Source organism: Pseudomonas laurylsulfatiphila (assembly GCF_002934665.1).
GTDB classification, from domain to species: Bacteria; Pseudomonadota; Gammaproteobacteria; order Pseudomonadales; family Pseudomonadaceae; genus Aquipseudomonas; species Aquipseudomonas laurylsulfatiphila.
In genome coordinates this window covers 624,570-644,502 of record NZ_NIRS01000001.1, presented here as the reverse complement: position 1 = coordinate 644,502, position 19,933 = coordinate 624,570, and the positions used below count along the sequence as shown (strand labels likewise).

Annotated in this window: 17 protein-coding genes and 1 pseudogene; 8 read left to right on the top strand and 10 right to left on the bottom strand. The window is 56.6% G+C overall.

What is annotated here, in order from left to right; translation table 11 throughout:
* The first annotated feature begins 13 nt into the window (after nucleotides 1-13).
* A complete protein-coding gene (locus CD175_RS02985) occupies nucleotides 14-712 on the top strand; it encodes an ABC transporter permease subunit (protein ID WP_015095644.1) in 699 nt (232 codons plus the stop codon).
* Nucleotides 712-1,716: a DMT family transporter gene (locus CD175_RS31540; protein WP_104447603.1), complete on the top strand. Its 1,005-nt coding sequence runs from the start codon at nucleotides 712-714 to the stop codon at nucleotides 1,714-1,716. The genes CD175_RS02985 and CD175_RS31540 overlap by 1 nt, the downstream gene beginning before the upstream one ends.
* Here the strand turns inward: CD175_RS31540 and CD175_RS02975 are convergent.
* A pseudogene (locus tag CD175_RS02975) lies at nucleotides 1,672-2,157 on the bottom strand (TetR family transcriptional regulator C-terminal domain-containing protein); the annotation flags it as partial. The gene CD175_RS31540 and the pseudogene CD175_RS02975 overlap by 45 nt on opposite strands.
* Nucleotides 2,158-2,328: 171 nt before the next feature.
* Here CD175_RS02975 and CD175_RS02970 point away from each other — a divergent pair.
* On the top strand, nucleotides 2,329-3,345 hold the full coding sequence (locus CD175_RS02970) for a M14 family metallopeptidase (RefSeq protein ID WP_104447602.1): 1,017 nt from the start codon (nucleotides 2,329-2,331) through the stop codon (nucleotides 3,343-3,345).
* A 106-nt stretch (nucleotides 3,346-3,451) separates the two neighbouring features.
* On the opposite strand, the gene CD175_RS02965 is transcribed toward CD175_RS02970, so the two are convergent.
* A complete protein-coding gene (locus CD175_RS02965; protein ID WP_104447601.1) occupies nucleotides 3,452-3,805 on the bottom strand; it encodes a DUF6124 family protein in 354 nt (117 codons plus the stop codon).
* 612 nt (nucleotides 3,806-4,417) lie between these two features.
* On the opposite strand from CD175_RS02965, the gene CD175_RS02960 reads away from it, so the two are divergent.
* Nucleotides 4,418-4,879 carry an HvfA family oxazolone/thioamide-modified RiPP metallophore gene (locus CD175_RS02960; RefSeq protein WP_104447600.1) on the top strand — a complete coding sequence of 154 codons (462 nt, stop codon included), beginning with the start codon at nucleotides 4,418-4,420 and terminating at the stop codon, nucleotides 4,877-4,879.
* Between the two features lie 255 nt (nucleotides 4,880-5,134).
* Nucleotides 5,135-6,166 carry an IS110 family RNA-guided transposase gene (locus CD175_RS02955; RefSeq protein WP_104447599.1) on the top strand — a complete coding sequence of 344 codons (1,032 nt, stop codon included), beginning with the start codon at nucleotides 5,135-5,137 and terminating at the stop codon, nucleotides 6,164-6,166.
* Nucleotides 6,167-6,652: 486 nt separating this feature from the next.
* On the opposite strand, the gene CD175_RS02950 is transcribed toward CD175_RS02955, so the two are convergent.
* The gene (locus tag CD175_RS02950) at nucleotides 6,653-11,224 is read right to left on the bottom strand and encodes an AAA family ATPase (RefSeq protein WP_104447598.1); all 4,572 of its coding nucleotides are present in this window, start codon (nucleotides 11,222-11,224) and stop codon (nucleotides 6,653-6,655) included.
* A gap of 536 nt (nucleotides 11,225-11,760) precedes the next feature.
* Entirely contained in the window at nucleotides 11,761-12,258 is a 498-nt protein-coding gene (locus CD175_RS02945; protein ID WP_104447597.1) for a Kiwa anti-phage protein KwaB-like domain-containing protein, read from the bottom strand.
* Between the two features lie 30 nt (nucleotides 12,259-12,288).
* On the opposite strand from CD175_RS02945, the gene tnpA reads away from it, so the two are divergent.
* From tnpA to tnpC, 3 genes are all read left to right on the top strand, one after another.
* The gene (gene tnpA, locus CD175_RS02940) at nucleotides 12,289-12,645 is read left to right on the top strand and encodes an IS66-like element accessory protein TnpA (protein ID WP_240628883.1); all 357 of its coding nucleotides are present in this window, start codon (nucleotides 12,289-12,291) and stop codon (nucleotides 12,643-12,645) included.
* Complete coding sequence (gene tnpB, locus CD175_RS31535; RefSeq protein WP_034149241.1) at nucleotides 12,645-12,980, top strand: IS66 family insertion sequence element accessory protein TnpB; 336 nt, start codon at nucleotides 12,645-12,647, stop codon at nucleotides 12,978-12,980. The genes tnpA and tnpB overlap by 1 nt, the downstream gene beginning before the upstream one ends.
* Before the next feature lie 81 nt (nucleotides 12,981-13,061).
* Nucleotides 13,062-14,588, top strand: a complete 1,527-nt coding sequence (tnpC, locus tag CD175_RS02930) for an IS66 family transposase (protein WP_102599745.1) — start codon at nucleotides 13,062-13,064, stop codon at nucleotides 14,586-14,588.
* Nucleotides 14,589-15,142: 554 nt separating this feature from the next.
* Here tnpC and CD175_RS02925 read toward each other — a convergent pair.
* The 6 genes from CD175_RS02925 to CD175_RS02900 all read right to left on the bottom strand — a co-directional run bounded on the left by CD175_RS02925 (nucleotide 15,143) and on the right by CD175_RS02900 (nucleotide 19,907).
* Nucleotides 15,143-15,697 (bottom strand): hypothetical protein, encoded by a 555-nt coding sequence (locus CD175_RS02925; protein ID WP_104447596.1) that lies wholly within the window; start codon nucleotides 15,695-15,697, stop codon nucleotides 15,143-15,145.
* 2 nt (nucleotides 15,698-15,699) lie between these two features.
* Nucleotides 15,700-16,293, bottom strand: coding sequence for a KwaA family protein (locus CD175_RS02920; RefSeq protein ID WP_104447595.1), 594 nt, complete (start codon nucleotides 16,291-16,293; stop codon nucleotides 15,700-15,702).
* Nucleotides 16,294-16,676: 383 nt separating this feature from the next.
* Nucleotides 16,677-17,444 carry a phosphonate ABC transporter, permease protein PhnE gene (gene phnE / locus CD175_RS02915; RefSeq protein ID WP_104447594.1) on the bottom strand — a complete coding sequence of 256 codons (768 nt, stop codon included), beginning with the start codon at nucleotides 17,442-17,444 and terminating at the stop codon, nucleotides 16,677-16,679.
* The gene (locus CD175_RS02910; protein WP_104447593.1) at nucleotides 17,441-18,268 is read right to left on the bottom strand and encodes a PhnE/PtxC family ABC transporter permease; all 828 of its coding nucleotides are present in this window, start codon (nucleotides 18,266-18,268) and stop codon (nucleotides 17,441-17,443) included. Before CD175_RS02910 ends, phnE begins: the two co-directional genes overlap by 4 nt.
* Nucleotides 18,262-19,059, bottom strand: coding sequence for a phosphonate ABC transporter ATP-binding protein (locus tag CD175_RS02905; protein ID WP_104447592.1), 798 nt, complete (start codon nucleotides 19,057-19,059; stop codon nucleotides 18,262-18,264). The genes CD175_RS02910 and CD175_RS02905 overlap by 7 nt, the downstream gene beginning before the upstream one ends.
* Nucleotides 19,056-19,907: a putative selenate ABC transporter substrate-binding protein gene (locus CD175_RS02900; RefSeq protein WP_008046909.1), complete on the bottom strand. Its 852-nt coding sequence runs from the start codon at nucleotides 19,905-19,907 to the stop codon at nucleotides 19,056-19,058. Before CD175_RS02900 ends, CD175_RS02905 begins: the two co-directional genes overlap by 4 nt.
* Nucleotides 19,908-19,933: the final 26 nt, after the last annotated feature.

Sequence of the window (19,933 nt, the reverse complement as noted above, 5' to 3'; positions counted from 1 at the left end):
CAGAGAGAATGAAATGATTCCAGCGTGGATAGTTGAATACGGGGCGCTGTTGGGCCGGGGGCTGCAAACCACCCTCATCATTCTGTTGGTCTCCAGTGTGTTCGGTTACCTGCTGGCGGTGCTGGTGGCGCTGGCGCGGATCTCGAAAAACAAGGTGATCGCCAAGGTCAGCCTGTTCTACACCAGCGTCACGCGCGGCACGCCGTTGCTGATCCAGATCTACATCTACTACTACGGGCTGGGCAGCCTGTTTGCCCAGTTCCCGCTGATTCGCGGCAGCTTCCTCTGGCCTTACCTGCGCGATGGCTACTGGTACATCGTGTTCGCCCTGGTGGTGTCGATGGGGGCCTATGTCGGCGAAGTGATTCGCGGTGGCCTGCTGGCGGTGCCCAAGGGGGAAATGGAGGCCGCGTCGGCCTTTGGCATGACCGCGCGCCAGTCATTGTTGCGGGTGCGCTTGCCCCGGGCCCTGCGTCTGCTGTTGCCGACCCTGGCGGGGGAGACCGTGATGCTGCTCAAGTCCACGGCACTGGCCTCGACCATCGCCGTGATCGACCTGCTCGGCGCCGCCAACGTGGTCCGCGCGCAAACCCTGCAAGTGTACGAACCCCTGTTGCTGGTGGCCGGTGTCTACGTCTGCCTGACCTTCCTGATCGAAGCGCTGTTTGCCTTCGCCGAGCGGCGCGGAACGCCTGTGCGCAGGTCGGCCTGATGAGTTCGTCCAACGTCGACCGCTCGCTGCAGGGCATTGGCCTGTGCACCCTGGGCTATGCGTTCCTGTCGTTGCAGGATGCAGTCATCAAGTGGCTGGTGGCCGATTATTCGGTGGTCACCATTCTGTTCTGGCGCGCCGCCGTTGTGGTCGTGGCCGTGCTGCTGGCGGGGCGTTCGCGGGTTATCCAGCGGGCCTGGCATTCACCGAGCCGGCGCCTGCTGGTGGTGCGCGGCTTGCTGTCGATTGTCGCCTGGGTGCTGTACTACACAGCGGCCCGGGACCTGACCCTGGCCGAGATGACCACCCTGTATTTTTCCGCGCCGATCATGGTCACGGTGCTCGCGGCGGTGATTCTCAAGGAGCGCGCCAGCGGCTGGCAGTGGTTCAGCCTGATCGTCGGATTCGTCGGAGTGGTCATTGCCTGTCGCCCCGACCACATGACCGAGCCGTTGCCGATCGTCTTGACCCTGCTGGCGGCGATGTGCTGGGCGTTCACCTACATCCAGCTGCGTCAGGTGGATGACCAGACCTCCGTGCTGGAACAGATGCTGATCACCAACGTGGTGTTCGTGATTTGCATGGCGGTGGCGCTGCCGTGGACTTACACACCCTCGCCGACACCGGCCTGGCTGGGCATGCTCGGCGCCGGCCTGGTGGGCGGCATCGGCCAGTTCCTGCTGTTCGCCAGTTTCCGCCGCGCCACCGCGACCTTGCTCGCGCCGTTCGAATACACCGGCTTGATCTGGGCGTTTGCCCTGTCGAGCCTGGTCTGGGGCACGCTGATGGACACGTCACTGATGATCGGCGCCGGGTTGATCGCCGTCAGTGGCACCCTGGCGATGATCTTCGGCCGGCACCCGTCACAGGACGTCGTCGGTGCTGAATGCTCCGTGACGCAGCCCCTTTATCCAGCAACGGCAGATATGCAGTCCGTTGGCGGCGCTGAAGGTCTCGGGGTTCAGGCACCACTCGAGCCAGAGACCGTCGAGCATCGCCGATAGGCCGATGGCGGCCAGGCGCGTGTCGTGAATCACAAAGCCTTCGCTGGCCGCCAGGCCGTCGAGCAACTGGCGGATCAGATCGAGGTAGGCGCGGTAGCTTTTTTCATGGGACTGGCTGACGTGTTCGGAGTGACGGATCAGGCTCCAGAACACCACCCACACCCCGAGCAGTTTCGGGTCCATGACCCTGGGCGAAAACGAGCCTTCGAGAAAGGCATCGATCTTCTGCGCAGGTGTCTGTGCCTGTTCGATTTCCTGGAGCAGGGCCGTGGTCAGTTCGCTCGCGAGCCGCTGGTAGGTGTCGGCGATCAATGCCTCGATGCTGCCGAAGTGATGGTTGAGCAAACCCACGGACACCCCGGCTTCGGTGGCGATGCGCCGCACGGAGATCCCGGCGTGACCGTCGCGGCCCAGGCAGCGCAGGGTGGCCGCCACCAGCATTTCGCGGCGGTCTTCGGGTTCGGCGCGACGGTTTTTCGGGGCATCGGTTGTCACAAGGCTGTCCCTGGATGAGCTTCCACGCAGTCGAGCTTAGTTGAACACCTGTTCAATCACCAGCCTCGACAGCCGCGATACAGCGTTTTTCAACGGTCATGACAGGAGGGAAAACCAATGCCGCAGGATATTTCGTTCAGTGTCAGCAACAACAACGGCGATGCCGTGCGGGTCGGTGCCTGGCGCTATGCCGGCGATGGCAGCGGGCCGAACGTGCACCTGCAGGCCGGGGTGCATGCCGATGAAATCGCCGGGATGCTGGTCCTGCATGTGCTGATGCAACGGCTACAGATCGCCGAAGCCCAAGGTCGGCTCAAGGGCCAGGTAACCGTGGTGCCACAAGCCAATCCACTGGGCATCGGACAGTTTCGCCAGGGCCGGATACTCGGGCGTTACCACGACGCGACCGGGCACAACTTCAATCGCGCGTTCGACCAGTCGGCGGCCATGGCGCGACCTTCGACCTGCGTCCAGCAATGGCAAAAGCAACTGGTGCAACTGGCCGCCCCGGCCGACGTGATGCTCGACCTGCACACCGACGACGAAGCCCTGCCGTACCTCTACGTACACCGCAGTTTCTGGCCCCGCGGTCGCGAACTGGCGGCGGCGATGAAGATGGACGTGGCGATCATCTGGGATGAAGGCGGCGACGGCTCGTTCGAAGAAACCATCATCGCCCCGTGGCTACGCGACGGCGTCACAACAGGGCGCATGGCCGCGACCCTGGAGCTGCGCGGGCAGGGCGATGTCAACGACCGTTTCGCCGAGTCCGATGCCGAAGGGCTGTACCACTGGTTGTGCGCGTTCGGCGTCATCGATGAGTCCGTGACGCCTGCGGACTGGCCTGTCGAAGCCGTGGAAATGGGCCACATGGAAACCCTCATCGCCCCGCAACCCGGCGTGCTGATCTTCGAAAAGGAGCTGGGAGATTTCGTCGAAGAAGGGCAGCGCTTTGCCCGGATCCTCAGAACCCCGGGCGACCCGACTTCCGAAGTGGTCCTGCATGCCGAACAAGCAGGGCGCCTGGTGACGCGCCATCGCGACCGACTGATCGCCCAGGGCATGGGCGTAGCAAAATTCACCGGCAGCCGGATGTCGCGTCACTGGAGCGGCGGCTTACTCGACCCGAACTAAGCCAACATCACACACACACAACCCTGTAGGAGCCGGCTTGCCGGCGATGCGATGGTGAATGTGCCGCCGCCATCGCTGGCAAGCCAGCTCCTACAATTGACCGTGTCTATTCACGCGGATCAATCTGATCCAACACCCGATTCGCCGTAATCTCCGCCAGCATCACACTATTGGAAATCCCCAACAGGGCATTGCGCGACCCACCGTCCAGATGATCCACCAACTGATGCACCATCACATCGACCGAGGCCAGCGTCTCGACCAGATACACCATCAGCGTTTCGGTATCGGCCTCGGGGTCGACGGTAAACAGAGTGCCAGGTGTGCGCGGTGTGGCCTTGATGTCGGCGGTGGAGGGGACGTGGAAGGCGGATTCGGCCGCCTCGTTGAACTTGTTTGAGTCGGGTTCGCAGGGGGATGTGGGATCGGTGTCCGGCGGGTTGGGGGTGACCTTGAACATATGCTTGCTTCTCTGATTGGGTGCCAACCCTCTTGCTGCTAAACGAGAAGGAGGCAGCTGTGCGCAGGTTAGCAGACCGGGGAAGCTAGCAAAGCCGGCGCGCCCGAAGGCGCCCTGCGCACAGCCACCATCAAATGCAGGCATAGGAATACCTGACTGACAGGAGCATGTGCACCTTGCTTACAACCCCGGGCTGCTAAACCCGACCACTGATGGGCAGTGGCGCGGAAACGATAGAGACCAGGGGCAAGGCGCACAAGCCGGCGGATTCTGGCGTACCCGTAGGCAACGACGCAAGGTCTTGTAGCCCGCCGGAAACAACCTACAACCTTTTTAAACAAGCGCTCGTGGGCAATGTCGAGCGATCCCCTCGCGAGCAAAAAACATCCCCAGCCAACTGAAGACCTGCTTTCGTGTATCGCTGTGTATCAGCGCACGAAATCCGACTACAACCCTACAAAACCCACTCATCACGGATACAGCCCGGATACACCACTGGGGCCAAATAGACCTGCCAAAGCGAGAAGCACAACGCACCTCGCAACCAGGTTCATCAACCCTTGTGGTACGACCAATAGTGGTCCCGCCACGCCATTGATCCGGAGTATCAACATGTCTCGTATCCAGTCGAACAAAACCCGTATTGGCCTGATCGCTGTAGCACTGGTCGGCGGTATCAACTTCGCATCCTCGGCGTTTTCCGCCGAAGCCCTGCCTCAGGGCTATCAACTGGCCTCCGCCGAGAAGACCAGCGAAGGCAAGTGTGGCGAAGGCAAGTGCGGTGCCGGCGAAGCCAGCGCCCAAAAGACCCAGGCCGAAGGCAAGTGCGGTGAAGGCAAGTGCGGCGATGCGTCTTTCGCCCGCACCGACGCCGACCACGACGGCCGCGTGTCGCTCAAGGAACTGCTGGCCGTGGCACCTAAGGGCACAGAGGAATTCAAGGCGATGGACGCCAATGGCGACGGCTTCCTGTCCGAGGGTGAGGTGTACAAGTTCCGCACCAATCAGTACACCTCCAATGGCAAGAAAGTACCGACTGAGTTGTTTACCAAGTTGAGCCAGGCTAAAGAGTGATCAGCCGCTAACAAAAAACCCTTCCTGTGTTGACGCGCAGGAAGGGTTTTTTGCGCGGGCAGTAGTGGAATGGTCGTCAGGTGCGGAATTGCAGCCCACTAGGCCACCGGTTGCATCGGATTTAACCAGCAGGCTTTGTAACCATGACCGGCAGAGAACGGCCAATAGCAATGGGATGGACTCCTCCTCACCTCGGCATCTTGAGTGCCAGACTGAAGGTGCGAACCGCAGTCAACCGTGAGAAGGAGTCCACACATGAAGCTTATGCGCATTGGGGTCGACTTGGCCAAGAACGTGTTTCAGATCCACGGCGTGGATCGTCATGAGCAGCCAGTCTGGCGGCAGCGTCTGCCTCGCGATCGCTGGCTGCAAACGGTGCTGGAGAAGATCGAACCCGGCTGTGAGATCGGCATGGAAAGTTGCGGTGGTGCGCACCATTGGGCGCGGCAACTACAAGCACGCGGATTTCGGGTGAGGCTGATCGCGCCGCAGTTCGTCAAACCGTACGTCAAGAGCAACAAGAACGACGCCAACGATGCCGAGGCAATCTGCGAAGCGATGAGCCGCCCCAGCATGCGCTTCGTCGCCGTCAAGACCATCGAACAACAGGATATCCAGGCGACGCATCGCATCCGGGCCGGCTTAATCGAGCAGCGGACGGCCAAAGCCAATCAGATTCGTGGGCTGATCGCCGAGTACGGTCTCGTTGCGCCGAAGGAATTACTGATGCTGCGTCGCGCAATACCGTGCTGGCTAGAAGATGCAGATAACGGTTTGACGGCACGCTTTCGTCGTCTGCTGAATGGCTTGTGGGATGACCTGCGCGCACTTGATGAGCGCGTGAGCGAACTCGATGGCGAGATATCTGCGATCGCGGCAAGTGAGCCATCGGCCGTCCGTTTGCAACAACTGCGTGGCGTCGGCCCGATGATTGCCACTGCGCTAGTTGCTGCCATCGGTGATGCCAGTCAGTTTGCTAACGGCCGACAACTGGCCGCCTCGCTAGGGCTGACGCCAAAGCAACACAGCTCTGGCGGCAAGGATCGACTGCTTGGCATCAGCAAACGTGGGGATGCTTATCTGCGAACGCTGATGATCCACGGTGCGCGGTCGGCACTGCGCACAGCCAAATCCAAAGACGATCGACTCAGCCAGTGGGCTGTCCGTTTAGCCGAGCGCTCACATCCCAACGTGGCCGCCATCGCACTGGCCAACAAAACTGCACGCATGGCTTGGGCGATGCTGCGCAATGGCACTGATTACCAACCGGGTCGGGCAGCGGCCTGATCCATTCATCCCGGGAGAAGCCCCACACACCACGATTGCGAAGCAACCCGAGCAATGGCAAACCGGTCGAACCGGCGTCGGCAAAACCCTTTAACGTCCAGGTGCGTAAAGCACGTAAAAGCGATTGGGAGCTGACGCGCGAATAGCCCATCATGGCCCTGCATCAAAACGATGCCGCAGTAAGAGGTCGAATATACGTGTGCAGTCGGCACGGGCGCCAAAGCGAAGGAGGCTTGCAACGAGGAGGAGTCCATATACGGACGTTCGACCAAGGACCGCTACTCGCTAAAGGCAGCCGCTCATGATGAAAAATTAATCTGTCCTCTTTTGCTGACCACTTTTTGCTGAGTAGAAATCCAAGTCTAAATTGGGAGTTGAGGGCGAGCGAAATGAGTACATCTGGTGGGCTATGACACCCACCCAGGTAGGCATCTCCGTCCTGTACAACATGGCATGTAAAGATCAGTTTCGACTGCATGCTACCAATCACGGTCGTTCGGCAGCCTTCAGCCAATCGACTACGCCGTTGACTCCAAGTGAAAGTAAAGTGTCTTGTATTCCCACAACGCGCTGCAGCATCGCGCCACAGTCAGATTCTTCTCGTTCTTCTGCTTCCGCAAAGAGCCGGGTCATAAGCTGGGTAAGACTATTTTTATGATCAAATAAATGTCGTTTTTCATGACGGACATAAGCTAGATAGCGTTCGGTTGCGTACAAAGCTTGTTCTGGATCATTTTGTACAATCGCGTTAAGCCATTCATGAAATCCGAAGAGACGATGATGTCTATTTTCGCTACCTTCATCATTTTCAAATACTGAAAAACAGCAATCAATTAGTTCTATTGGAACCGAAATCGCATCAGCTTCATCGTTGAATATTTGAGTCATCTGCTCGGCAACGTCTAGGGCACGAGTGCCGCCTGTGTTTAAACCTGACTTTATACCGGTAAGACACTGTTCTCGATTCTGCCGAATATTTCCATGGTTTGTCCACACGGTTGCTGCACCACGCCAAGCGTCTGTGTTATTCAGAGCGTTCAAGTCTCCTAGGAATTCAGCAAAGTTGATGTGCTGAGTCATGGTAGCTAAAGCCGAAATACGTCCCCATGTTTCTAGGTCTTTGCCGCTTCCCTTGTTGCGAAGACGCGCTAGCAGAGGTCTTACTACTTCAAAATGATTGTGGTAAGAATAATAAAGACACGGTTCGGCGACTTGCCAAAGTCCACCTCCATCTTGTATGGCGAGATCGAACAACTCCCATCCTAGATCGAAATAAGTGATTTGCAAATACGGTAAGCGACGTAAGATCATGGCACGGATAGCAGGGTGTTCGTCACTCGCAAAGCGGCGCAATATGGGTGCTAACAATTCAGGAAACTCAATACCGCGCTTTAGAAAATTATTAGCCAAGATCATCAAGGCGTCAGAAACTTCTCCCTTTGCCATATTGATTCCTAGATCTATTAAATCTACACCATCCCCCTCGACTGGATCAGCTTCTTGAAGTCCCACAAAGTCTTCGGCCAAATATATGAGCCGCGATGCCTCTCGAGTATCCTGTATGACGTTTGCACAGGCTTCAAGTGCTTTGGCCGTGGAGCGTTTGTGTTGCCATTCGGCTGAATGAAGCTCTAGCTCATCAAAAATTCGGCATACCAAGAGCGAGACCTGAGGCTCTTCGGCCGATTGCCATGCATCGTTGGGACGTAAATTTCCATAACGATAAGCTAGATATGTAGCTACCCCATCCATAATGTCATCACGAAAATTTTTTGGAATTACTAACCAGTGAATAGACAAAAAGCCCAAGAATCGGGAGGGGTTCCGAGATGAGGCCTCTCGCAATTGCGAGCCAACCTCCCGCTCGCCCCCCATAAGAAAGTCAGCCATATGCCAATTCGAGTATCCGTTGTAGTGCGCTAATAATTTCAATACCCCACTATCGCTCGCACCTAAAAATATTTCAAATGAGAATGGTGCGCTTACCATACCGCCAGCCGAACGGATTTTCGGCTGACGAACCAGTACTCCTGCTTTTTCCTCATATGAATCCACCACCGCTTGCACTTCGGGGGAGCGCAGGTAGCAAGGAATCGGCAAAATCAGTTCCGCTTGCGCTCTCAATACCCAGAGTGTGGATTCCTCGGTAACCTCTTCGTTCCAAATAGTTAAAATGCTCGTTATGACTGCATCTTGCACTGGCGCGGCCAAAAGATTGAATGCCGACTGTATTAGCGAACCAAGTTCGTAAGATAATTCAAATTCCAACATCCTTGTATCACACAACATACGGGCTACTATTTCAATATTCGCCGCAGGCGAGGCAGTGCAGGCGAGTATGGCGAAATACAGCAACGCTCCTTCATGATTAAAACAAAGACGCTCTTGGTTTTTTTGCCACCAGTCTGAGTTGTTTTTGGCTTGCTGCAGAATAGCTGCCTCAACTGCATCAAGTAGAACATTCATGCTGCTCGAGTGAACTGTATCTCTTTGGCTATGCAAATTTTCGTATGAGCTCTCGTTCAAAAAACCATTTCTGTAGCCTACGCGAGTACCATAGCGTAAGGCGCGAACATTGCTCCAGTGCTCGATTGACTCTATTGCTAAATCCAGCAAGGCAATGGATTGCAACATACGATTACCTATAAATTTTTCATCCCGCCCCCCGAATTCATGTTTTTGGCAACGTAACTTGTTATTGAGTCTGAATTTAAGTAAATCCTCGTCGTTAATGTCACCTGAGATATACTGCCAGAGCAGGGCATCTTCCACTACACCTGCCTCCACGCATCTAGCGATGACCCGGCCAAGAACGCTGTGCTCAGTTAGCGGCATATTGATCAGCCGCTCAAGCAATGGAACAACCAGTGCCATATTTTCTAATTTGATTTCAGACAGGTGGATTCCGAGTCGGTCAGCAATTTCATTCCTATCAAGCCAGCCTAGTGAAAGCGCATCCATCCAGAATGACAACACGCCCGCACAATCTTCATTGCTCCATTGAGCAATGCGATAAGCATGCCCAATCAATCCGTCGGAATCCTGGGCAGACTTCAGAGTTGGAACCAGATGTTTGAGCCAGAAACGATGCCACTCAATCGCACTAGCCAAGGCATAGATCACCTGAAAAATATCACGGTGTTTTTCCCGCAAATCACGTAGCAATGGCCAGTCTTCTTCCTGGGGCATCTGCTCGGCAAATGACTCCGCTACTAGGCGTCTGATGTGGAAGGCCGCGCTACCAGTCAAGACGGACCTAAGTTGTTTTCTAAATTCGCGACGCTCACCTAGTGCCAACTGTGCGACAAAACTGCGGATGCTGGGGCGTACAAAGGGTACTGGCGGCAAGCCATGTATGAATTTATTCAAAGTAACGCCAGTTCGCACGGCTCCGCTTATCACCAATACATCCAATAGGGTTTGATGTCCGAATGTCAGCTTTCCATCCTGGGTTTCTCGCAGCACGTTTAAGCTACACAGTTTCCGCTGAATGTCTTGAGAGGCTGAAAAGCGCTGATGCGGCACCGCCAAGCTTCTTAATTTCAGCATTTCCGAGGCAATTGTTTCAATTGCTTGTATTGCCGCATCTCCCAAAGCGTTGTCGGCTCGCACGATCGTATCGAGATAACGTTGTGCCAGTGCTTGGCTAGTCACAACGTTGAAGCTACCGCCTCGTTGGGCCAGTTCAACAAACAATGCTAGTTCGCGTGGATTTCTTATCAGTACGCGAGTGGCGCCATCAATAGTTGCTGTCGCAATCCCTAGCGTATCAAGTAATGGTGCAATGTCGGCCTCCCAGTCCATCGGTTGGCACTTCAATTCGCAATCCCATTGTCGTTCCGAAATTCGCCGGTCGTACTGCCTGTCGAAGTCACGGCAGGCAGTAACGACAGTAATATTAGGAATCAATAGCAGGCGGTCTATCTGCGCAAGAAAATATTGAAGAACGCGATGATCGCGGGCGATGGAGAGCACATCCAAAGAGTCAATTACTACAATCACTTGAGCGTTTTCAGCCAATCGAGCAGCTTTTTCGACCCATTGCTCAGAAAGGCCTTGGGCTAGACGATCTTCCGATGTAGCCAGGTCGGCGAATTCGCGGGACTGGATAAAGAGTGGCACGATGTCAGAATTGCTCTCGGCCCGCTTCTCCAATGTTTCTTGTAACGCAAGCATCACGCACGTTTTACCCGATCCCGGAAGGCCCGTCAGCAAGATGGATTTTTTTTTATCATCAATGGATACAAGTAGCTCATCCAGGGTTGGGTTGGAAATACGTTTTCCCGCAATATCCCTTCGCCACGATCTGCCAATGGCAGATGTACTGAAAAAAGAAAGACGTACCTCAGCAAGATTCATTGGCGGAACTAGTGTTGCTCCCGCCTTTTGAAGAATAGTCTTCAGGTCGCTTTTAGTTAATCGGTGGTGCGAGGCTGTAGTTGTGCTATCGCCCCCTGTGCGCGCGCCGAGTTGGTCGAGGCTAGCCCAAAGTGCCGCGAATGCAGCGTCAGTATTGCTCACCATGTTGCGTAAGCGTTCGCGGAGCAGTTCCACCATACGATCTAGGTCATCACTGGTAATAAAGTTCGTTCGGCACAGGAATTTATAGGTGGAAAGATTGGAGGAGAATTTAGCAAGTAGCGCCGAAAAACTTTTATCTACTGCTTGGTGCTCTTGGCCTAGACTTGCTAGGTAGCTCGCTTCGTTATGCTGGGTAGAACTGTGCTCTCTTAATTTTGCAAGAGGGCCAAAGTTGTTTCTTGAATAGAAACGAACATTGACGTTCGGATTATCTTCCAGCAAGCAGGAGGCTTTGCCCAACTCATCTGCAAGATCGCTTATCGACCAAGATTTGAAATCGGTTTGATTTTTTTTGCACTGGCACGCAATCAGAGTGCCGTCAGTTTTGCCTACTACCACATCATCTACGGAATAGCTGATCGAATCTATTTCGAGCCATTGAAAGTCTTGATCGGATAATACTGTCAATGCCCAATCAAATGCCACCAACGTCTGGTAAATGTCACCTCGATTGGAACGGATACCAGCGATGCTCATAAATTTCTCCTATTTGGGGGCATTCATCCCCTCAAATTAGCGTCAGCAGTTTCAATGGATTTGAGCATGATATTCAAATTTAGGGCGCTTAACTACGGATCACCCTTGTCAAAAAAAGGACGTTCACCAGGACTACATAACAATCGAGGACAGACCATAAGACTAATGATGCTGAACGTCCGTTATGCTGCCGTACACGAGCGACCAAATTCGGCCAATTGCAGACCTTGGATGTGTCTGGAAAACCGAGGGCAATTCACCTTTTTCGGCCGCTGTGATCGGGATCAGGCTGCCTGGAAGGTATTACCGGACTGAGCTTGGGCTGCACCACGAACCCATTTCTCCCGCGTCCTCGTATGTAGTCATCCTTGTCATCATGAGCGGGGCGATTCCGGATTGTGCAACTGCTTGCCTGCTCCTCTGAAAGTGAACTGATCTACGTCAAGAGGGCTTTGGGTCCGAGGCTTGAGGAGTTTTGCCGTCCGGGCATAGGGTAATTATCAAAAGGAGGACATGTGGCCCTCCCTTATCAACACTCAAATCCCTGTCTCAGCGGTGTTCTGAACGTCATAGATCTTTTCAGAGAAGTGAGATTTCAGCCGGTGATCCAGTAGTGCTTTGAAAATATCAGGGCAGCTTTCTGGCGTAGGCGCGATTTTTCCGTCAGCTTGGAAGGGGATGTTTAGGCCAAAATTAGCGTGCTCGCGTCGCAGATTACCCATGAATCTTGCGTCCAGATAATGGCCCTTCATCTTGATGGCCGACGCCCTGCGAAGCTGCATGGCATTTGTCCCAACGTAGGCGCTCACCGCGTCGGTAGTGGTGAAAAGCGCTTGGAAATCAGCCTGAGCTAGGAGCTGAGTAAAGTCTTCCTGGTGGGCTGCCTTGTGGCTCAATATCGATTCAAAGCTGGGTTTGTGTTTGATGAATATGGTGTCTTCCAGCACCGCCATGTCGAAGTCCTTCGCGATGTGGAAGCTGGGCGCCTCATCAAGTTTCGTAAGCGTCCGGCCAACACACCTTTCTGATCCCAACGCTTAGGGCGATGGTGGACACCTATTTAAGTGGACACCATTTTTAGCCTTATTAAGCGGATCGCCATGCGCCAACGACACTCTTACCCCAAACCTTTCAAAGCCCAAGTCGTTCAGGAATGTCTGCACGCTGGTGCGTCCATCGCAAGCGTCGCGCTGAGCCACGGGATCAATGCCAATCTCGTGCGTAAATGGATTCCGCTTTATCGCGACGCGGACAGTAAAAACCTGCCCGCTTTTATCCCTTTGAAACTAGAACCCTGCGTTCATGATCGTCCCGAGCCATCGATCAGAATCGACGTGCCAAGCGAGCATGGGAGCCTCGTGGTGAACTGGCCCGTCAACGATCCCGAGGGATGTGCCCGATTCGTCCGGGGATTAATCTGATGATCCGCATCGATTCCATCTGGCTCGCCACCGAGCCGATGGACATGCGCGCGGGCACCGACACCGCGCTTGCACGGGTAGTGGCCGTGTTCGGTGCGGCGAAGCCGCACTGTGCTTATCTCTTCGCCAACCGCCGCGCCAATCGGATGAAAGTGCTGGTGCATGACGGCGTCGGCATCTGGCTGGCAGCACGTCGATTGCACCAGGGGCGCTTTTTCTGGCCGGGTGTCCGACACGGTTCAGAGCTTGAATTAGACGCCGAGCAACTTCAGGCCCTGATACTCGGATTACCGTGGCAAAGAGTCGGTGCCGGCGGCGTCATCACTGTGCTTTAAGTTCTGTCATGGCCAGCTCGCCAGCACAATTGTCCGATCAACCTATCGTCGCCTAATGCCTGCTCTGGCAAAATCAGCGGCATGACTTCCGCCCCGAATCTCGACCAACTGAACCCTGAACAACTGCGTGCTCTGGCCGCGCAGTTGATGCAGCGCGTCGAGACGATGGACAAACAAATCCACCATCACAAAACAGTCAACGAGAAACTGACCCATGAGATCGCGCTGCTCAAGCGCTTCAAGTTTGCCAAGCGCAGCGAACAACTAAGTCCTGCTCAAGCTAGCTTGCTCGATGACCTGATCGACACCGACATCGCGGCTATCGAAGCTGAACTTGAGGCACTGCAATCAACGCCGACTGCGGCCAAAGTGCGTCAGCAACCCAAGCGTGCGCCGCTGCCAGCGCAGTTTCCTCGTACGCTGATCCACCACGAACCGGACAACAGCCATTGCCAATGCGGCTGCGCCCTCAAGCGCATCGGTGAAGATGCCAGCGAAAAGCTCGACTACACCCCCGGCGTGTTTACCGTCGAACGCCATATCCGTGGGAAATGGGCCTGTGAGCAGTGCGAGACGTTGATCCAGGCACCGGTACCGGCGCATGTCATCGACAAAGGCATCCCTACGGCAGGCCTGCTGGCCCACGTTATGGTGGCCAAGTTTGCTGACCATCTGCCGCTGTATCGACAAGAGAAAATTTTCGGCCGAGCTGGTCTGGCGATCGCCCGTTCGACCTTGGCGCAATGGGTTGGCGCCTGCGGCGTGCAGCTACAGCCACTGGTGGATGCGCTGCGCGTAGCAGTGCTCGAGCATGGCGTGATCCACGCCGATGAAACGCCGGTACAGATGCTGACGCCGGGCGCCAAGAAGACCCACCGAGCCTACGTTTGGGCCTACGCAACCAGCCAGTTCGCCGACTTGGCGGCAGTCGTTTACGACTTCAGCCCGAGCCGCGCCGGCGAACACGCCCGAACCTTCCTGAACAACTGGCACGGCAAGCTGGTCTGCGACGACTTCGCCGGTTACAAGGCGAGCTTTGATCTGGGCGTCACGGAGATCGGCTGCATGGCCCATGCTCGCCGCAAGTTCTTCGACCTTCACGCGACCAACAAGAGCCAAGTCGCCGAAAAAGCGCTGCATTACATCGCCGCACTTTACGAAATAGAGCGTGAAGTAAAAGACCTAGAACCGGACATGCGGCACCGAATACGGCAGGAAAAAGCGGCTCCGATAATCGAGGCGCTACACGCCTGGATGATTGCCCAGCGCGAACTCGTACCCGAAGGGTCGGCCATCGCCAAAGCCCTGGATTACAGCCTCAAACGCTGGGTCGCGTTGATCCGATATCTCGAGGATGGCGCCGTGCCCATAGACAATAATTGGTGTGAAAATCAAATCCGGCCATGGGCACTTGGGCGCTCGAACTGGCTGTTCGCCGGGTCACTACGCAGCGGCAAACGTGCGGCTGCAATCATGAGCTTGATCCAGTCAGCACGGCTAAATGGACATGATCCGTACGCCTATCTGAAGGATGTTCTGACGCGGCTGCCCGCGCAGCGAGCGAGTGAGATTGAGGCGTTGTTACCACATCGGTGGCAACCGGTGTAATTACATCAGGTCGCGTCGTGGAGCGTTTATGAATATTCCGGCGCATAGTCCCAAAATCATCCACAAAACATGGTTTTTCGTAGCATTGGTTGCAATGGGGTAGATCTACGCCACGTACCGCCCTTTAGCGCCCCTAAACACCCTATAAATCCCCTAGCCTCCCTGTATCCCCCTCTCAAACACCCCATTTCCCCCCATTTAATCCGCGGGAACGGTAGTTACCCTGGAGATAGCGCCCCCTGATAACCCCCTATTTTCCCTAATAATCCCCGTAACACCCCATCACACCCTAATTATCCCTATATATCCCCGTAGCGCACCCCATTCTGCCCCTTCCAAATTCACTCGGGAGTTGTCGCTCCGCATTTGGTAGCAAAACTCGCAAAACTGATCCGAACTTATGAAAAATTGCGACGGAAGCCGGCCGCAAGCGATAGTCCCTGCTGTACCTGAAACCTCTTAAATCCCCGTCTAATGTAATTATACGGATCACCATTGTTTTTGAGGGTGGTCCTGTCACTACGGCCCCATCATCTTGCGCGCGTAACATCCCCCTAGAAGTGGCGATGGTTAAAGGAAGCTATCAGTTGTTGCGCCATTTCCGACTTCGGGCCAGATGCCTTTGCCGGACGCTTACCAAGTTTCAGCGTTTTGGATTTGAAAAAGGTGTGAATGGCACCAGCTCGCTTCTTGGTCTTCCATGTGGAATCCGTCTTGCGCACGCAGTACAGATTGCCCTGAGCACTGGAGAATTTCACCACGTAGAATTCGGCGTTGGCCAGCTCTTCCATTTCGGAGACTCGCTTGGCTGGAGTCTGGTCATGCGACTCTGCGACGAACTTGGCTGCATGGGTTTCGTCCTGCGGAATTGTGAGCGCGCTCGATTGATTGTTTTCAGCGAGCAACCCGTATTCAAGCGTTTCAGTGAGCGCCGCTTTGAAGGCCGCTGCCGTCGACTTCAATGCCAGTTTGAGCTCGTTATCCAGGCTTACCCATTTACCCGTGTATTTGGGCTCTGGTGGCGTGCCTTTTGTGTATCGCCTGAATATCCAGAAATTGACCGTTGCTTGTTCGAGATCAAAATCGTGTAGATCCTGCAGCACTGCCATGGCTAATCCCTTTTTACTATGACTTCTTGAATGAATTCGACGTCGATGGTGGCGTTGGCGGCGGGCTTGAACTCAGTTTTGGCCAAGGCTTTATCTACGCGCTCAGTTGGGCTGTTCTGGTACGTGTATTTGATCTCGTAAAGCTTCCAACCCAGGATAATCAGAATTGGATTAAGGACGACTTGACCTGTTTTGTAGGACAGCCAAAAGATCCACATCATGAATAGCGTAAAGCCCAACACTTTGGTCAATTGTGAGTATTCAAGGCTCATGAACGAGACGATGTAGGGCACTACGTAGTTGATCAGGTCGGTTGGAATTTGTTTTGACTCAATGATAGTAATGCTCTGAGGCTCTTGCTTACACCAGATCACAAAGACGGTGGTTAAAAAGCAAGCTAGGCAGCAGAGTGCAAATCCAATCGAAAGGCCAGAATTGTTGAAAGGGAGCTCGCACTCCGACGACATCTGCCAAAGCGTTGAGCAAAAAGGCCTACTGAAGAGGTCGACCTTCAAGTCCTGAACCAACAGGATGATGCTGAGCGGAAGGTAGGAGCCCAGGAAGATTGCTGCGGCGAATACTAGCCTGAGTTCCATTATGCATCCCTGCTAGAGCGGGGCGAATTCATCCGTCCCGTGGCGCGAAAAATATGGAAGTCAGGATAACGGCGATCACTGGCTGCTGCTAGTGGCCTTATGCTCCAGCAAGCTAGAGAGTCTAGGTTGTTGGCGCTGATGCGATTTTGACCCAGGCTGCTAATTTAGCTTAGTCCATGCTGCATCGAAATCACCCGCAATGAATCGCCTTGGGTTTCCCAGACACATCGAAGGTCTGCTATTGGCCGATTTCTGCCTGCCACGACCGGTTGAATCCACAGCCGTTTTCTGCCAGTTATGCCCATATAGCGCAGTAGCCAACACCATACAAACGCCTGCTCATCTCAAATGCAATCGTATGAGCAAACCCACCCAATCCCCCATCAAGCCTTAACCCACCGCTGCCGACTCCAACTACTCAACCCATCAACCGCAAACACCAGCACCAACATCGCCAAAATCACCGTACTAGCCTGAGCCTCCTGAAACAGGCTAAGGCTCACATAAAGCATCTGCCCCAACCCCCCAGCCCCGACAAACCCCAGCACGCTGGCCATGCGAATGTTGTTCTCCCAGCGGTACAAAATGTACGCCAACAGTTGCGGAAACAGGTTGGGCAGGGTGCCGTAGCAGAACGCCCAGACCACGTTACCGCCCTGCAATCGAATGGCTTCGGCCGGTTGCGGCGGGGTGTTTTCCAGTGCTTCGGCGAACAGGCGGCCGAGTACGCCGGTGGTGTGCATGGCCAGTGCCAGGGTGCCGGCGTTCGGGCCGAGGCCGGCGGCCAGTACCATCAGCGCGGCCCACACCAGTTCGGGAATGGCGCGCAGGCCATTGAGCACAAGTCGCGACGCGCTCTGCAGCAGCCAGCCGAAGCGTCCGGCCGCCGGCAGCGCCAACAGCAGGCCAAACACTGCCGCGAGCAGGGTGCCGAGGGCGGACATCGCCATGGTTTCCACGGCGCCACGGCCGATGGCTTGCAGGTGGCCGGCGCTCAGGTCCGGGCTGAGAAAGCGCAGCACGTAGGCGCCCATCTGCTTGAGGTTTCCGCTGCCCGTCAGTTCGCCGAGGTCGATGCCCAGATAGCGGATCGAGGCGACGACCGCGGTGCCGATGCCCAGGATCAGCAGCAGGTTGATCAGGCGATTCATGCAAACCTCCAGCGCAGCAGGCGGCTTATCTGGTCGGCGAACAGCACCAGGACGAAGAAGGTCAGCAGCATGCTCGCCACTTCACCGCCGGCGAACATGCGCAGCGACAGGTCGATCTGCTGGCCCAGTCCGCCGGCGCCGACGAAGCCCATCACCACGGACGCGCGGATCGCGCATTCCCAGCGGTACACGGTGTACGACAGCAGTTCCGCCGCAACATTGGGCAGGATGCCGTAGCAGAACGCTGCCAACCGGCCACTGCCGGCTTGCAGCAGTGAGTGGGCGGGGCGCTGGTCGACCGACTCGAAGATTTCCGCGTAGACCTTGCCCAGCATGCCGCTGTAGGTGATGGCGATGGCCAGCACCCCGGCGGTCGGGCCAAGGCCGACGGCGCGCACGAACAGCAGGGCCCAGACGATTTCCGGCACGCTGCGCAGGAAGATCAGCAACCCGCGCACCGGCCAGCGCAACAACCGGCCCAGGACGCTCGGGCGGCCACCGCGCGAAGCGGCCGACAGCGACAGGGCGCGGCTGGCGAGCAGGCTGGCGGGCACGGCCAGCAGCAAGGCCAGGGCCATGCCGGCGGTGGCGATGGCCAGGGTCTGCAAGGTGGCTTGCCACAGCAACTGGAGGAACTCTTCGCCATGGGCCGGCGGCCAGAAGGCCGAAACGAAACGGCCCATTTCACTCTGGCTGTCGGCCTTGAGCAGCACGCCCAGGTCCAGTTCGCTGAAGTGGATGCCGGGCCACAGCAGGGCAAGCGCCAACAGGCTGAGCAGCAGGCGGGGCAGGGTGGCCGGGTCTCGTGTATCGCGCGTCAGCATCGGGGAATCTGCAGGCTCAAGGGCGCCACCGGAGCGGGCGGGGATTGCAGTTGCTCGTTGGCGTAGAGCCGGTCGAGCAAGTCGTGGTCGACGTCGGCAGAGGGAAGATCGAAGAGAATCTGGCCGTCGCGCAAACCGATGATGCGAGAGAAGTTGCTCAGCGCCAGCTCCACCGCATGCAGGCTGGCGACCAGGGTCACCTTGTGTTCCCGGGCGTGGCGGCAGAGGATCGACAGGGTGTGCCCGGCCAGCACCGGGTCCATCGCCGATACCGGCTCATCGGCCAGCAGCACGTCGGGGGCCTGATACAGCACGCGGGCAATGCCCACGCGCTGCAGTTGGCCACCGGACAATTGCTGGCACTGGGCGAACAGCTTGTCGCCCAGATCGAGTTTAACCAGGGCCGCGCGTGCGCCGGGCACATCCACCGGATGCAGCAGGCTCAGCAGGCTTTTGGCAAAACCCCACTGCCCCAGTTTGCCGGCCAGCACCGCCGTGACCACGCGCTGGCGCGGTGGCAGCGGCGGCGCTTGATGCACCAAGCCGATGCGCGCGCGCAGGCGTTGGCGCTGTCGGGCGCCGAGCTGCCAGGCTTGCTCGCCGAGCACCTCGACCGTGCCGCTGCCGGGGCGCAGGGCGGTGGCCAGCAGGTTCAGCAGGCTCGACTTGCCGGCGCCGGACGGGCCGATGATCGCCACCTGTTCACCGGCGCCGATGTGCAGGTCGACCTCATGCAGCGCCCGCACGCCCGTGTCGTGGGTGAGGCTGACCCGGTTCAGATGCAAGGTCATTTCAGCAGGTCGGCAGCGCGCGCGGCTTCCTCGATGCCCTTGTAGTTCTCAGGCTTGGTTTCGATGAAGCGGCTGGCGGCCTGCAGGTCGAGGATCGCCTTTTGTTCCGGGTTGGCCGGGTCGAGCGCGAGGAAGGCGACCTTGATTTTCTCGGCCAGGGCCGGGTCGAGGGTGCCGCGCACGGTCCAGTTGTAGTCGAAGTAGGCCGGCGTGGTGGCGAAGACCTTGACCTTGTCGGTGTCGACCTTGCCGGCCTTGACCAGTTTTTCCCAGACGCTGGCGTTGAGTACGCCGGCATCCACTTTGCCCGCCTGAACCCAGGCGACCGTGGCGTCGTGGGCGCCGGAGTAACCGACGCGGCTGAAATAGGTTTCCGGTTTGATGCCGTCCTGCAGCATGAAATAACGCGGCATCAGGCTGCCGGACGTCGACGAGACCGAGCCGAAGGCGAACGATTTGCCCTTGAGGTCGGCCAGGGATTTGACCGCTGGATCGGCGGTGATGAATTTGCTGGTGAACTGGGCATCCTGCTCACGCTGTACCAAGGGAATGGCATTGCCGGTTTTCAAGCGCGCCTGCACGAAGGTGAAACCGCCCAGCCAGGCCATGTCGATACGGTCGGTGGCCAGCGCCTCGACCACGGCCGGGTAGTCGGACACCGGTACGAACTCGACCTTCATGCCCAGTTGCTTCTCGAGGTATTCGCCCAGTGGCTTGAACTTGCGCAGCAATTCGGTGGGGGCTTCGTCGGGAATGGCGCTGACCTTGAGGGTCTCGGCAGCCTGTGCCAGCAGGGTGGAAAGGGACAGGGTCAGGCCGACGGCCATAGCCAGGGTACGTTTGAGCATGGAAGTTCTCCGGTTCAATAGCGGAA

Coding starts and splice junctions, on each gene's coding strand:
- CD175_RS02950 (WP_104447598.1), bottom strand. CDS start 11,224: ATGAGCATCGCTGGTATCCGTTCCAATCGAGGTGACATTTACCAGACG.
- phnE (WP_104447594.1), bottom strand. CDS start 17,444: ATGAATCGCCTGATCAACCTGCTGCTGATCCTGGGCATCGGCACCGCG.
- tnpB (WP_034149241.1), top strand. CDS start 12,645: ATGATCCGCATCGATTCCATCTGGCTCGCCACCGAGCCGATGGACATG.
- CD175_RS02905 (WP_104447592.1), bottom strand. CDS start 19,059: ATGACCTTGCATCTGAACCGGGTCAGCCTCACCCACGACACGGGCGTG.
- tnpC (WP_102599745.1), top strand. CDS start 13,062: ATGACTTCCGCCCCGAATCTCGACCAACTGAACCCTGAACAACTGCGT.
- CD175_RS02920 (WP_104447595.1), bottom strand. CDS start 16,293: ATGGAACTCAGGCTAGTATTCGCCGCAGCAATCTTCCTGGGCTCCTAC.
- CD175_RS02970 (WP_104447602.1), top strand. CDS start 2,329: ATGCCGCAGGATATTTCGTTCAGTGTCAGCAACAACAACGGCGATGCC.
- CD175_RS02925 (WP_104447596.1), bottom strand. CDS start 15,697: ATGGCAGTGCTGCAGGATCTACACGATTTTGATCTCGAACAAGCAACG.
- CD175_RS02900 (WP_008046909.1), bottom strand. CDS start 19,907: ATGCTCAAACGTACCCTGGCTATGGCCGTCGGCCTGACCCTGTCCCTT.
- CD175_RS02910 (WP_104447593.1), bottom strand. CDS start 18,268: ATGCTGACGCGCGATACACGAGACCCGGCCACCCTGCCCCGCCTGCTG.
- CD175_RS02955 (WP_104447599.1), top strand. CDS start 5,135: ATGAAGCTTATGCGCATTGGGGTCGACTTGGCCAAGAACGTGTTTCAG.
- CD175_RS02985 (WP_015095644.1), top strand. CDS start 14: ATGATTCCAGCGTGGATAGTTGAATACGGGGCGCTGTTGGGCCGGGGG.
- CD175_RS02960 (WP_104447600.1), top strand. CDS start 4,418: ATGTCTCGTATCCAGTCGAACAAAACCCGTATTGGCCTGATCGCTGTA.
- CD175_RS02965 (WP_104447601.1), bottom strand. CDS start 3,805: ATGTTCAAGGTCACCCCCAACCCGCCGGACACCGATCCCACATCCCCC.
- CD175_RS31540 (WP_104447603.1), top strand. CDS start 712: ATGAGTTCGTCCAACGTCGACCGCTCGCTGCAGGGCATTGGCCTGTGC.